This is a genomic window from Bacillus alveayuensis, from assembly GCA_030812955.1.
GTDB lineage: Bacteria > Bacillota > Bacilli > Bacillales > Aeribacillaceae > Bacillus_CB > Bacillus_CB alveayuensis.
On sequence record JAUSTR010000025.1, the window covers coordinates 15,924 to 28,801 of the forward strand.

Annotated in this window: 10 protein-coding genes and 1 tRNA gene; 8 read left to right on the forward strand and 3 right to left on the reverse strand. The window is 36.5% G+C overall.

Annotation, left to right across the window (positions count from 1 at the left end; translation table 11 throughout):
- Positions 1-1,380: 1,380 nt before the first annotated feature.
- Complete coding sequence (locus J2S06_RS14625; protein ID WP_044895723.1) at positions 1,381-2,094, reverse strand: FadR/GntR family transcriptional regulator; 714 nt, start codon at positions 2,092-2,094, stop codon at positions 1,381-1,383.
- Positions 2,095-2,504: 410 nt separating this feature from the next.
- Between J2S06_RS14625 and J2S06_RS14630 the strand changes: the two genes are divergently transcribed.
- Positions 2,505-2,578: transfer RNA gene (locus tag J2S06_RS14630), tRNA-Gly, on the forward strand.
- A gap of 277 nt (positions 2,579-2,855) precedes the next feature.
- Here J2S06_RS14630 and J2S06_RS14635 read toward each other — a convergent pair.
- A complete protein-coding gene (locus J2S06_RS14635; protein WP_044895722.1) occupies positions 2,856-3,521 on the reverse strand; it encodes a B3/B4 domain-containing protein in 666 nt (221 codons plus the stop codon).
- 79 nt (positions 3,522-3,600) lie between these two features.
- Between J2S06_RS14635 and queG the strand changes: the two genes are divergently transcribed.
- From queG to J2S06_RS14665, 6 genes are all read left to right on the forward strand, one after another.
- Entirely contained in the window at positions 3,601-4,734 is a 1,134-nt protein-coding gene (gene queG / locus J2S06_RS14640; RefSeq protein ID WP_419152763.1) for a tRNA epoxyqueuosine(34) reductase QueG, read from the forward strand.
- A 56-nt stretch (positions 4,735-4,790) separates the two neighbouring features.
- Positions 4,791-5,693 carry an amidase domain-containing protein gene (locus tag J2S06_RS14645; RefSeq protein ID WP_419152767.1) on the forward strand — a complete coding sequence of 301 codons (903 nt, stop codon included), beginning with the start codon at positions 4,791-4,793 and terminating at the stop codon, positions 5,691-5,693.
- 45 nt (positions 5,694-5,738) lie between these two features.
- Positions 5,739-6,212: a tRNA (uridine(34)/cytosine(34)/5-carboxymethylaminomethyluridine(34)-2'-O)-methyltransferase TrmL gene (trmL, locus tag J2S06_RS14650; protein ID WP_044895719.1), complete on the forward strand. Its 474-nt coding sequence runs from the start codon at positions 5,739-5,741 to the stop codon at positions 6,210-6,212.
- A gap of 416 nt (positions 6,213-6,628) precedes the next feature.
- A complete protein-coding gene (locus tag J2S06_RS14655) occupies positions 6,629-8,524 on the forward strand; it encodes a PrkA family serine protein kinase (RefSeq protein ID WP_419152764.1) in 1,896 nt (631 codons plus the stop codon).
- Positions 8,525-9,097: 573 nt separating this feature from the next.
- Entirely contained in the window at positions 9,098-9,871 is a 774-nt protein-coding gene (locus tag J2S06_RS14660) for a patatin-like phospholipase family protein (protein WP_419152765.1), read from the forward strand.
- A gap of 242 nt (positions 9,872-10,113) precedes the next feature.
- Positions 10,114-10,311, forward strand: coding sequence for a hypothetical protein (locus J2S06_RS14665; protein WP_044894259.1), 198 nt, complete (start codon positions 10,114-10,116; stop codon positions 10,309-10,311).
- A 243-nt stretch (positions 10,312-10,554) separates the two neighbouring features.
- Here the strand turns inward: J2S06_RS14665 and J2S06_RS14670 are convergent, their stop codons facing one another.
- The gene (locus J2S06_RS14670) at positions 10,555-10,875 is read right to left on the reverse strand and encodes a YbjQ family protein (protein ID WP_044894258.1); all 321 of its coding nucleotides are present in this window, start codon (positions 10,873-10,875) and stop codon (positions 10,555-10,557) included.
- A 730-nt stretch (positions 10,876-11,605) separates the two neighbouring features.
- Here J2S06_RS14670 and yhbH point away from each other — a divergent pair.
- Entirely contained in the window at positions 11,606-12,784 is a 1,179-nt protein-coding gene (yhbH, locus tag J2S06_RS14675) for a sporulation protein YhbH (RefSeq protein ID WP_419152766.1), read from the forward strand.
- Positions 12,785-12,878 lie beyond the last annotated feature (94 nt).

Here is a 12,878-nt window from a genome sequence, read left to right on the forward strand (position 1 = left end):
CGTGAGAATTCTGAAGAAAATTAAAGTTTATAGAGTGAGGTGAAAGAAATGACTGAAAAATAAAATTGGAACCAACACCTATACAAAGAAATAAACTAGATGTTGCAATGGAACTTACTAAATTACACTTTAGTTACTAAAGAAATCCTCAAGAATTAGAAGATTTATATCATTGGCTACAGTTCTTCAAGGAGCAACTTATGATCAATTACTTGAGTATGTAAGTGAAGATTTAAAGAAAAAATTTATGTAGCAATGAAAAAACCTCTATGTTTTTGTAGATGTTTAATTATTTTCATGATTTGTTATCCAATAATCAACAAACTCATCTGATGTCATTATTTTCAATCCATTAATTCTAAATGTATGTATATTACTCTTTTTGTCATTACTTATTAAAAAATCTGCATGTCCAGCAACAGCACAACTTAAAAATATGTCATCATCTGGTTCAGTGCAATAATTAACTGAAAAATACTAAGTGTTAACTGAATTAAAATAATAAAAAGAAATATGCAATCTCCTTTAATGTTTCTAAACTTTGATTACTTGGAATATTAAATTTTGTCATTAATCTTTTTATTCCGTACATTAATTCTCCTATTGTCTCTTGTGAAAACAATAGGAGAATTTTTCGTCTGTACAAATTTTCATCAAATTCTTTATGATGATTTCTGTAAAAATGTATAATTCTGCTGCCATCTCTAAAATTTGCGCTCGTGAAGGGTCATTATTTATTGTTGGTTCAGCAGCTTTTACATTTGAGCTAAATGAAAAAGATGTGAAACAATAAAACTGCCAATACTGAAAACGACATTCTTTTTTTCATAAAACTATTCCCTCCCATAATTATAGAGTTTATCTACAATTATGAGTCTATTTTATATAAAACGAAAATTACCAAAAATAGAATTTAATAGTGTTTGTAACTATTTTCGTTTTCCCCTACCTAATATTCGTTCCAAGTATGATACTCTTCTTTCTTAATTTTATCTTTCAAGTTCCATGCCTTTGTACCGTTGCTTTGATTTCTTTTTTTTTGGCTTGTTGTTGCTGACGTTTTCGTTCTTTGCTTTTCTTATACCGGCTTGCTTAATTCCTTTCAGGACTGCATCTAACAAGCCTAATCCTTGTGGAGGTTATTGAATTCAACGATCCTAGTTATCGAATGAAACACCGTTCTTCCATTTTTTGAGGACAAAAGTGTCCAAAATTAATGAGCAAAAAGTGTCCATTTTTACTTGATGGTTACAACTTATTTCTGGCTTTCTCCATTGAGGAAAGTGCACAATGATCGGTATCGTTTTGACTATTTTTTAACAGGATGAGAAAACAATGAAACTGATTATAAGATGCACTATGTGTTTAAATGGGGAAAAACTACATATTCTTTTGTTCAAGTGCTTTCAATTTTTTCATTGCATTTTGTAAGTGTTCTTTCATTGCGTTTGAAGCTTCATCTGCATTTTGATCTCGAATGGCTTCATATATTTTTTTATGTTCATGATATACTTGCTGTCTCTTTTCAATGATGCCAACATTTTTTTTCAATGAATAGGCGATAGATTTGCGGTATAAGTCATCAATATTTTCCATTACCTGAATTAAAAAAGAGTTATGAGAGGCTTTCATGATTTCTTTATGAAACTGAACATCTGCTTGATCGCCAACAATATGATTGTCTTCTACTGTTCTGGACAAGAGAGAGAGTGTTTTTTCAATATGCTTAAGTTCTTCATTTGTTCGACGTTTTGCAGCTAATCCTGCTGCGTTTGCTTCGATAATGACGCGCATTTCAAGCAGTTCAAGAATTTGTTTAATTGATATGACTTCGAACGTCAGCGGCTCGTACATATCCGAAAGATTCATTTCTTTTACGTAGCTTCGTCCACCTTGACGTGATTCGATAATACCGCTAGCTGACAGGACGCTTAAGGCTTCCCGAACAGGTGCCCTGCTTACACCAAACATTTCCGCAAGCTGATTTTCAGAAGGCAGAGGTTCATTTACAGGAAATTTTCCATCTTTGATCATTGCTATTAATTGATCAAGTACTTGTTCAGATATTTTTCTTCGTGTAATTTTTATTTCCATTTTCAATTCTCCTTACCTATTTGACTTCACGATAGCATGAAAACATTCTTATCACCTTATAAGATAAGTATACAATGTTTAGTCATAATCGTCTGTTTTTCATTTCAACGATTTAAGTGGAAGCAACAAGCTCTTTTCGTCACGATTATTGTTTTATATAGGCTCTTTTCTAAAAGATTGTTGTTTTACTATACGATAGCTTTTCGACTGTCAGGCAATCGGTAGTTCTGCAATTGCTTCATATCTAACCTCTCGCTTCACAAATTAAAAGATCGAGCGATTCACGTGTTTTTAATTCAAGTTATTAAGAAACAAAGTGTGCGAAAAATGCCATAAAAAAATGTCGATTTAAAGAATTTTTTGTTGCATAATGATGGACTCTTTGTTATAATTAATTTTGTCAAATCGATGCGGGTGTAGTTTAGTGGTAAAACCTCAGCCTTCCAAGCTGATGTCGTGGGTTCGATTCCCATCACCCGCTCCATACGTTATCGTGATCAACGTAGTGTTTCGTTTTGTAGAAACGAGGCATTGCGTTTTTTTTATGAAAGGATCTTTTCTACAAGATTGTTGCTTTACTATAGCTTTTCGACTGTCAGGCAAGCGATACGCTTGTTATGTCACGCGATAGCGTAATGTGAACCGAACAAAAGTCGATGGTCGGACAAATGTAATTTGTCCGACCACGTGCTTTGCTCGGTTCATGGCAGTCGGAAAAGCAACAAAGTTTACGAAAACAGCCTTATGAAAAAAGAGAAGGATTATGAAATGAGTTCATAATTTGCTTCTCCTCCGTGAATTTGCGTAAACATTTCCGCTATAGATGAAAGCATTTTTTCTGCTTCACTGTTTTTCATAGAAGGGCGTAAATAAATAAAATGAATAGCATTTTGTGTTGAAACTTGTACGGCTGTACGCTTAGAGTCAACATATGGGCTTCCAAATGCTCCTAAGTCATCAGCAGTTAACAGTTTATTTTTCATATTCACATCTCGACCGTTAATAGCAGCATAATAATCTTTTTCATCACCAATTTTTAATGTGATATTTCCGACAATTTTTTCTTTATCATAGATTCCAAAAGGGATTTCGTATTGTAGAGAGAAAAAGTTGTTTAAATCAACAGCTGAGTGAACAGGATGTAGATATTGTTGTTTTTGAATACGGCGAAATAATGCTTCATTTGACGGGCGATATCGGTTTGGATCGGTTCCGACAGCCTTGAAAATTTCGCGCCATTCTTTAATTCCATCAAGGTCTGCCACTTTTTTATTTTCTAAATCGAAAAAGATTTTTTCTTGAAATAGGCGAAGTCTTCCTTTTAACATTTGTGGAGATTCCGTAACATGTATTCCCGAATAGTGGATTACACCGAGTTTAAATTGTGGAATCGTATTTTTAACTTGGTCTTCAATCAAAACTTCCATTGCTTTTCCCTCCCATTTTCAACGTACTTATTCTATCATAGAATAAGTGGAAGTTCTATTTGAAAGGAGGTTAGGAGGAATGGATGTCAAAAAGCTAAAGCAGGACATCATAACGTATAGTCAGGAAATCGGAATTGATAAGATTGGCTTTGCTAGTGCAGATCCTTTTGAAACATTAAAACAACGTCTAATTAGGCAGCAGAAGCTTGGATACCAATCAGGATTTGAAGAACCGGACATTGAAAAAAGAACGAATCCATCTTTATTGCTTCCAGAAGCAAAGTCGATTATAGCAATCGCTTTAGCCTATCCGTCAAAAATGAAAAATGCACCGAGAAGCACCAAAGATGAGCGAAGAGGGTTGTTTTGTCGTGCCTCTTGGGGAAGGGATTACCATCATATTTTGCGAGAAAGGCTGCATCAATTGGAGGAATTTTTATTAAATAAAGTCCCAGAGGCAAAAGTTAAATCGATGGTCGATACAGGAGAATTAGCTGACCGTGCTGTCGCTGAACGTGCCGGTATTGGATGGAGCGGAAAAAATTGTGCCATTATCACACCAGAATTTGGATCTTATGTTTATTTAGGCGAAATGATAACGAATATTCCATTTCCTCCTGATACTCCGATTGAAGATCAATGCGGGACGTGTAATAAATGTGTGGAAGCTTGTCCAACTGGAGCGCTCGTACAAGGCGGGCAGCTTGACTCCAATAAATGCATTGCCTTTTTAACACAAACAAAAGGATTTTTGCGAGATGAATATAGGACAAAAATTGGCAATAGACTGTATGGTTGTGATACTTGCCAGCTTGTTTGTCCTGAAAATAAAGGAAAGGACTTCCATCTTCATCTGGAAATGGAGCCAGACCCTGAAATCGCTAAACCAAAGCTCAGGCCATTATTAGCGATAAGTAATCGAGAGTTTAAAGAAAAGTTTGGACATGTGGCTGGTTCGTGGCGAGGTAAAAAGCCGATTCAACGAAATGCCATTATTGCTTTAGCACATTATAAAGATCGAACAGCTCTTCCAGACTTGATAATGATTATGCACAAAGATCCACGCCCAGTTATCCGCGGGACCGCTGCATGGGCAATCGGAAAAATTGGGGACCGGAGTGCACTCGTGGAACTAGAAAAAGCAAAGGAAACCGAAAAGAACGAAGAAGTGCTAGGTGAAATTCTTAAAGGGATTCAATTGTTAAAAGAATGAATAAAGCGGCCACCATCATAAGTATTTAATAAAAAAATGATGGTGGTGACGTTTTGATGAATGTTGAGGCAATACATCAACAGATTAACGAAGGTCTCCAATATTTAGTAAGTAAATCACGCCGTCATCCTTCAAACCTCCATAATCTAGAGTGGTTGGAAAAGAAAAAAGTTCTTGCTGAAAAACGAAAGGCTGAAATCGTAAAAGCGACGGCAAACATTAAATGGCCGAAAAACGGTGGGAAAGTTAATGGTCCGACTCATTACTTATGCCATTATCGTTTCGTTTATAAACAAGGAGATTTTTTCTATATTGAAGAATACGGGGAAAATCGTATAGCTGAATTCTCCGCTTCTGGTCATCTGATCAAAGATGAAGCAATTCCGAAAAATTTTACCATCTCAAATCAAGATGACCGTGAATACAAAGAAACTATGGACTTGAAATCATCAAGCATTTCATTTCAGTATGATCGATTAGCAGCGATTCAATATGCCGAGCGGTGGTGGAACGAGTATAATCCAAAGTTTAAAAATTTTGAAGTGAATTGTACGAATTTTGTTTCGCAATGCTTGTTTGCTGGAGGCGCTCCAATGCGAGGTTATCCGAAGCGAACGGTTGGATGGTGGATGAAAAATAATGATTGGAGTTTTAGCTGGACAGTAGCTCATTCTATAATGGTTTATTTATCAAACTCTAAAATAGGATTAAGAGCGGAAGAAGTTTTTTCTCCTGAAAAGCTTGTACCTGGTGATGTCATTTGCTATGATTTTCAAGGAGATGGTCGCTTTGACCATACAACATTTGTTGTGGCAAAGGATAACGAAAACATGCCTTTAGTTAACGCCAATACGCATAATTGTCGTAAACGATATTGGTCTTATGAAGATTCTACAGCCTATACACCAAATATCAAATATAAATTTTTTCATATCATGGATGACAAATCGTTAAAATAATGGATATGAAACTATATAGAATGGATCTTGAGAGGTGAAACAGTTTTGGCTTTACATGTCGTATTATATCAGCCAGAAATTCCTGCTAATACCGGAAATATTGCTCGTACTTGTGCGGCAACCAATACTACATTACATTTAATAAGACCATTAGGATTTTCAACAGATGATAAAATGCTGCGTCGTGCAGGTTTAGATTATTGGCAATATGTGAATGTCATCTATTACGATTCTTTAGATGAATTGTTTGAAAAAAATCAACATGGCGAGTTTTACTTTATTACGAAATTCGGAAAAAGAACGCATACGAGCTACGACTATAGCGACCCAAATAAAGATTATTACTTTGTGTTCGGTCGTGAAACTAATGGCCTCCCAGATGAGATCATTGAACAAAATATGGATCGCTGCTTACGTCTCCCAATGACGGAAAATGTTCGGTCATTAAATTTATCGAATACGGCTGCGATTTTAGTTTATGAAGCGCTCAGGCAACAAAATTATCCTGGATTAGCATAGAAAAAAAGCTGTCATCGTTTTAGAAAAGAAAATGATGACAGCTTTTTATGTGAATTTTTTACTTCTTTTTTACACCTGGCTTATCGTTATATCCTGCTGTGAAAATAGCGGTTAAAAATGCAAGACATACTCCTAGAATAAGAGCAGTTTTCATTTAAGACCCTCCTTTTTCGATCCAATTAACAAAAAAACGGTTTCAATATAATGAATGCTAGTCTTAATTATACATTAACATCCCCAAAGTGTGAACGGAAATTACGATGTTTATAAAATTTGTCAAACTTCTTACATCTCTTGAATACTTTAAATGTCATGAACGAGATTGTATTTATTTGATTCGAAAGCATGTTAAAGGACATCCTTGCATAAAGTGTATTAATCGAGCACTTGGATTAACAACGATGGAGGAGGTCCTTATGGATATTTTAAAAAAGATTGAAAAGTATAGAGAAGATGAAGAACGATTAAAGTGGGAAGGTACCTTCGCTGAATATTTGGAGATTTTAAAAGAAAAGCCTTGGATTGCTCAATCCGCTCACTCTCGCGTTTACAATATGATTAAGGATGCTGGCATTGAAGAGGTGAATGGAAGGAAACGTTATAAGTTTTTTGATCAAGAATTATTTGGGCTTGATGAAGCGCTTGAACGTTTAGTGGAAGAATATTTTCATCCTGCTGCCAAACGTCTCGATGTCAGAAAGCGGATCCTTTTATTGATGGGACCTGTAAGCGGTGGTAAGTCGACATTAGTGACCATGTTAAAACGTGGATTAGAACAATATTCAAAAACGGATCGTGGGGCTGTATATGCCATTAAAGGTTGCCCAATGCATGAAGATCCACTACATTTAATCCCGCACCATCTTCGCGATGATTTTTACAAAGAATATGGGATTAGAGTGGAAGGAAATTTATCTCCGTTAAATATGATGCGGCTAGAAAAAGAGTATGGTGGACGTATTGAAGATGTGATGATAGAACGGATCTTCTTTTCAGAAGATAAGCGGGTCGGAATCGGTACGTTTAGTCCGTCTGACCCTAAATCACAAGACATCGCAGATTTAACCGGAAGCATTGACTTTTCAACGATAGCTGAATATGGTTCTGAATCAGATCCAAGAGCCTATCGGTTTGATGGGGAGTTAAATAAAGCGAACCGCGGAATCATGGAGTTTCAAGAAATGTTGAAGTGTGACGAAAAGTTTTTATGGCATCTCTTATCTTTAACACAAGAAGGAAACTTTAAAGCAGGAAGATTTGCTCTTATTTCTGCTGATGAGCTAATTGTCGCCCATACAAATGAAACCGAATATCGCTCGTTTATTTCAAATAAGAAAAATGAGGCATTACACTCAAGAATTATTGTCATGCCAATTCCGTATAACTTGAAGGTGTCAGAAGAAGAAAGAATTTATGAAAAAATGATTAAGGAAAGCGACGTAGCCGATGTCCATATTGCTCCACATACGTTAAAGGTTGCGGCGATGTTTACGATCTTAACCCGTTTAAAAGAACCGAAACGCAGCGATATCGATTTAGTTAAGAAAATGCGTTTATATGATGGGGAAAATGTTGAAGGGTTTAACTCGGTTGACGTTGAGGAGTTGAAAAAAGAGTATCCAGATGAAGGAATGAGTGGTATTGACCCGCGTTATGTTATTAACCGTATCTCTTCAACGATTATTCGTAAAGATGTACCATCCATTAATGCGCTAGATGTCCTCCGTTCTTTAAAAGAGGGGTTAGATCAACATCCGTCTATTTCAAATGAAGATCGTGAGCGATATTTAAACTTTATCTCCGTTGCTCGCAAGGAATATGATGAAATTGCGAAAAAAGAAGTACAAAAAGCCTTTGTGTACTCGTATGAAGAATCAGCAAAAACTCTTATGGATAATTATTTAGATAATGTAGAAGCTTATTGTAATAAAAACAAAATTCGTGACCCGTTAACAGGCGAAGAAATGAATCCAGATGAAAAACTCATGCGTTCGATTGAAGAACAGATTGGCATATCTGAAAATGCGAAAAAAGCATTCCGTGAAGAAATATTAATTCGCATTTCTGCTTATGCCCGGAAAGGAAAGCGATTTGATTATAACTCACATGAGCGTCTCCGTGAAGCGATTCAGAAAAAGCTGTTCGCTGATTTAAAAGATGTCGTCAAAATTACAACATCAACAAAAACCCCAGACGAACAGCAATTAAAGAAAATCAATGAAGTTGTAGCGAGATTAATTGATGAATACGGCTACAACTCAACATCAGCGAATGAGCTGCTTCGATATGTTGGAAGCTTACTGAACCGCTAGCATGCCTACCACCTAGGCATGCTTTTTTTGTTTGCATTTACTTAGAAATTTTTATAATAATAATATCTAGTTTTGACAACAGTAGATGAAACGAAAACGTAAAATTATGAAAATGGCCTTTTCCGTTTTCGTTAATCCATTCCTTATCACAGAGATTCGTTCTAGCTAAAATGAAAGTTCAATTCATTTCTTGTCTCCAAAATCTGGGCTAATTTGTTACATGCGTTATCTTTTAGAAAAAAAGGACAAATCACATTTGTCCGACAATCGACTTTTGTTCGGTTCACGTCACGCTACATGCGTGACATAGCAAGCGTGTCGCTTGCCTATGACAGTCGAAAAGCTATAGTCATGCAACAATCTATTATAGAAAAGTGCCTAAATAAAAAGAAGGAGGAGATGAAAAACGATAATGAACGATTTTCTCGAATTCTTTATGAAAATTTTTGGAAAAATGAAGATGTGAACAAATCTTTCTTTGTAAATATTCAAAAACTATGTAGCAGCCTATTTCTACAGTTAGACTGATTTGGAGTGATTTCAATAAATCCTTTGAAGAAAGGAAAAATCGTTATGAAAGTAGGATTAGCATTAGGTGGAGGAGCGGTGCGCGGATTAGCCCACATTGGTGTGTTAAAAGTTTTAAAAAAATATGAAATACCGATTGATTTTATTGCAGGCACTAGCATGGGCGGTGCCATTGGGGGATTAGTTGCCGCTGGTATTGACATCGAGGAAATCGAAGAGTTTGTATTGAACACCCCGTCTTACCGATTCTTAGATATTGGCATTCAAAAACGTGGGATTTTAGCTGGAAACAAAATATACGCTAACTTGATTCAATTTTTAGAACAAAAAGGTCTTGGTGATATTCGAATTGAGGACATGAAAATTCCTTTTCGAGCGGTATCGGTAGATTTAATTAAAGGAAACGTTTTCGTTTTTGAAGAAGGGAGCCTTAGCTTGGCCATTCGGGCCACCACATCGGTTCCAGGTATTTTTTCTCCCGTTCATTATCAAGACAAAGTATTGGTTGACGGAGGGATTTTGAATAATCTCCCAGCAGATTTGCTTCACATGGCGGGTATGGATGTAGTGATGGCCGTGGATGTAGAAAGAGAACATGAAGAACAAGAGCCCCGCAGTATTTTTGAAGTGATGTACCGTTCTTTCACGATCATGATGACTAGACAGAGACGTGCTAATCTTAAGTATGCAGATATAGTTTTTCGTCCGGAAGTAGGACATGTTTTAGCGTTCGACACAAGCAAAATACGTGAGTGCATTGAAGCGGGTGAACAGGAAGCTCGACACAAGATTGATGAAGTGCTATCATTACTAAAATAAAACAGCAACAGAGGTGCCTCTAGAAGAGTCAAAGGACATAATCAATCAATTGATTTAACGAGGCGAAGAAGAAAAACAAGAATTGAAAAGCATTATGCGTGAGCAGCTTAAACAATTCATGGACGAATTAAATATAGCGACAAAGGATGATCTCAGTAAATTAGAACAACGAATTCAAAATCTATAAAAAAGAGATCAGTGAGCGAGGAGGAATTTAAGAACACTGCTGTTAAAGGGGAGGGATGGTTGGAAAAAGGATGCATCATATCAATCGTTATCGTGAAATTGCAAGCGTTTTACTTCGCAATGGATTTGGCATGGTAGTTGAAGAATTTGGTTTTGCTCAATTTCTTTCTTTCCCTCAGCGGTTGTTTTTTGAAACAAAAGACAAGGACTCTAAAACGACTGGTGAACGGGTCAAGAATTCTTTGCAGCAGTAGGGATCATTATTGGTTCTTCGATGGCAGACAATCATCATTGTTGTGGAAAATTCCGGCCATTGAAATTGGTTTGGAGTAGCGACACTGATGTTTTTATGGTTGTTATATTCCATTTTGAAGTCGGGGAGATTTTAGTCAAAAGGGTCTGGCCCCACTTTTTGTTGGGGGGTCAAACCCTTTCAAGATTTTATTGCATATATAAATTTTGTATTCTGAACCAAATCACTAGTTGTGGAGAACCCTTTACTCCTCTTTTACATATACAGCTGTACCGGTCGCAATACACATCATCATTCCATCACGTAATGTTTCAAAGTCTAAATCGACGCCAACAATAGCATTTGCTCCAAGACGTTGTGCTTTCTCCTGCATTTCACGTAACGCAATTTCGCGACCTTCCGCTAGCTTATTTTCATAGGAAGAACTTCTGCCGCCGATCACATCAGTTACGGAAGCAAGAAAATCACGGACAACATTAGCCCCCATAATCGCTTCTCCAGAAACTATTCCTAAGTAACGTTCTACTGTCTTTCCTTGTAATGTGGGTGTTGTTGAAACAATCATCTTATATCCCCTTTCGTTTTGGTTATAAAGTATTACGTAAGAATAGGCCTAAAAGATTCATCTATTCATATTTTTTCTTTGAGGAACATTCGAAAGCTCATCGTGTTTCAATTTTAGTCATGTTTGTTCTTTCCATTGTTTTGTTTTCGGAAGGCTCTTTTCTAAAAGATTGTTGCTTTACTATACGATAGCTTTTCGACTGTCAGGCAAGCGATACGCTTGCTATGTCACGCATGTAGCGTGACATGAACCGAACAAAAGTCGACGGTCGGACAAATATAATTTGTCCGACCACGTGCTTTGTTCGGCTCATGGCCAGTCGAAAAGCAACAAAGTTTACGAAAACAGCCTTTCGGAATGCAAAATTTGCTGTTGGATTTTGTTTGAAGAATATTGAACGTCATAAATAAAAAATCCCGTATGCTTTTAGCATTACGGAATTGTTTTGCCATAAATCTTTTATTGGGATGAATGAGGACAGGCAATTCCTACATAAATATAACATACAAAGCTGCTGAAAGTACGGGCCTATGTATGAGGACTATAGAGAAAAGGACAAACGCCCATTTTTTACAAAATGGTTGTCAATAATCACAATTTTCTGCATAGTATAGAGTAATCTAATCTATGTAACTCCATATTTGGAATAATCATTCACATTACTTTATGCACGGTATCTTCAAATTGTTCCTTTTTTTAAAAAAATAATTTGTAGGAGGGGGTAAGGAGTATGTCGTCAAAAGGGAATAATCATAATTTTGTGATTTCAAGAGAAGACTGGTCCCTCCACCGGAAAGGCCATGATGATCAAGTTCGTCACCAAGAAAAGGTGAAAGAGGCCATTCGAAATAATTTGCCTGATCTCATTACAGAAGAAAGCATCATTATGTCGAATGGAAAGGATGTTGTGAAGATTCCGATCCGTTCTCTTGATGAATATAAAATCCGTTATAACTATGATAAAAACAAACATGTCGGCCAAGGGAATGGAGATAGTCAAATTGGTGACGTTATTGCAAAGGATGGAAGTCAAGGGGCACAAGGACCAGGAAAAGGTCAAGGGGCTGGTGATCAGCCTGGTGAGGACTATTACGAAGCAGAAGTATCCATCATGGATTTAGAACAGGCTTTATTTAAGGAGCTTGAGCTTCCGAATTTACAACGAAAAGAAATAGACCAAAACGTAGTAGAAAATATAGAATTTAATGATATTCGTCGCACTGGACTTATGGGAAACATTGATAAAAAAAGGACGATGCTTGCAGCTTATAAGCGCAATGCGATGGCGGGTAAACCAAGCTTTCATCCGATTTATCCAGAAGATTTAAAGTTTAAAACGTGGAATGAAGTTGTAAAACCTGAATCAAAAGCTGTCGTTCTGGCGATGATGGATACAAGTGGTTCAATGGGGATATGGGAAAAATATATGGCCCGAAGCTTTTTCTTTTGGATGACGCGCTTTTTACGAACGAAATACGAAACGGTTGATATTGAGTTTATTGCCCATCATACTGAAGCGAAAGTTGTTTCAGAGGAGGACTTCTTTTCAAAAGGAGAAAGTGGTGGGACAATTTGTTCATCGGCCTATCGTAAAGCATTAGAGCTTATTCATGAAAAATATCAACCATCAAGATACAATATTTATCCTTTCCATTTTTCGGATGGAGATAATTTGACATCCGATAATGCTCGTTGTGTAAAACTCGTAACAGAAATGATAAAAGTATGTAATATGTTTGGATATGGAGAAGTGAATCAGTATAATCGTATACCCTCTACACTTATGAGTGCCTTCCAGAAAATTGATAACCCCAAGTTTAGATACCACATTTTAAAAAGGAAATTAGATGTATTTGAAGCTTTAAAAACATTCTTTTCTGTTTCTGAAAATGAAAAAATTAAAGCATGAGGGGCTGTCTGATAAGTCCCTAAAATGAAGCAAGTGGAGAAAAACGAGTCGTTTTTCTCCACTTGCTTTTGTATTATTTCGGCTATGACCTGAA

Excerpts from the sequence above, each read along its gene's own strand:
- J2S06_RS14625 (WP_044895723.1), bottom strand. The coding sequence starts at position 2,094 with ATGGAAATAAAAATTACACGAAGAAAAATATCTGAACAAGTACTTGAT.
- J2S06_RS14645 (WP_419152767.1), top strand. The coding sequence starts at position 4,791 with ATGAATGTTGAGGCAATACATCAACAGATTAACGAAGGTCTCCAATAT.
- J2S06_RS14655 (WP_419152764.1), top strand. The coding sequence starts at position 6,629 with ATGGATATTTTAAAAAAGATTGAAAAGTATAGAGAAGATGAAGAACGA.
- J2S06_RS14665 (WP_044894259.1), top strand. The coding sequence starts at position 10,114 with ATGGTTGGAAAAAGGATGCATCATATCAATCGTTATCGTGAAATTGCA.
- J2S06_RS14670 (WP_044894258.1), bottom strand. The coding sequence starts at position 10,875 with ATGATTGTTTCAACAACACCCACATTACAAGGAAAGACAGTAGAACGT.
- yhbH (WP_419152766.1), top strand. The coding sequence starts at position 11,606 with ATGTCGTCAAAAGGGAATAATCATAATTTTGTGATTTCAAGAGAAGAC.
- queG (WP_419152763.1), top strand. The coding sequence starts at position 3,601 with ATGGATGTCAAAAAGCTAAAGCAGGACATCATAACGTATAGTCAGGAA.
- J2S06_RS14635 (WP_044895722.1), bottom strand. The coding sequence starts at position 3,521 with ATGGAAGTTTTGATTGAAGACCAAGTTAAAAATACGATTCCACAATTT.
- J2S06_RS14660 (WP_419152765.1), top strand. The coding sequence starts at position 9,098 with ATGAAAGTAGGATTAGCATTAGGTGGAGGAGCGGTGCGCGGATTAGCC.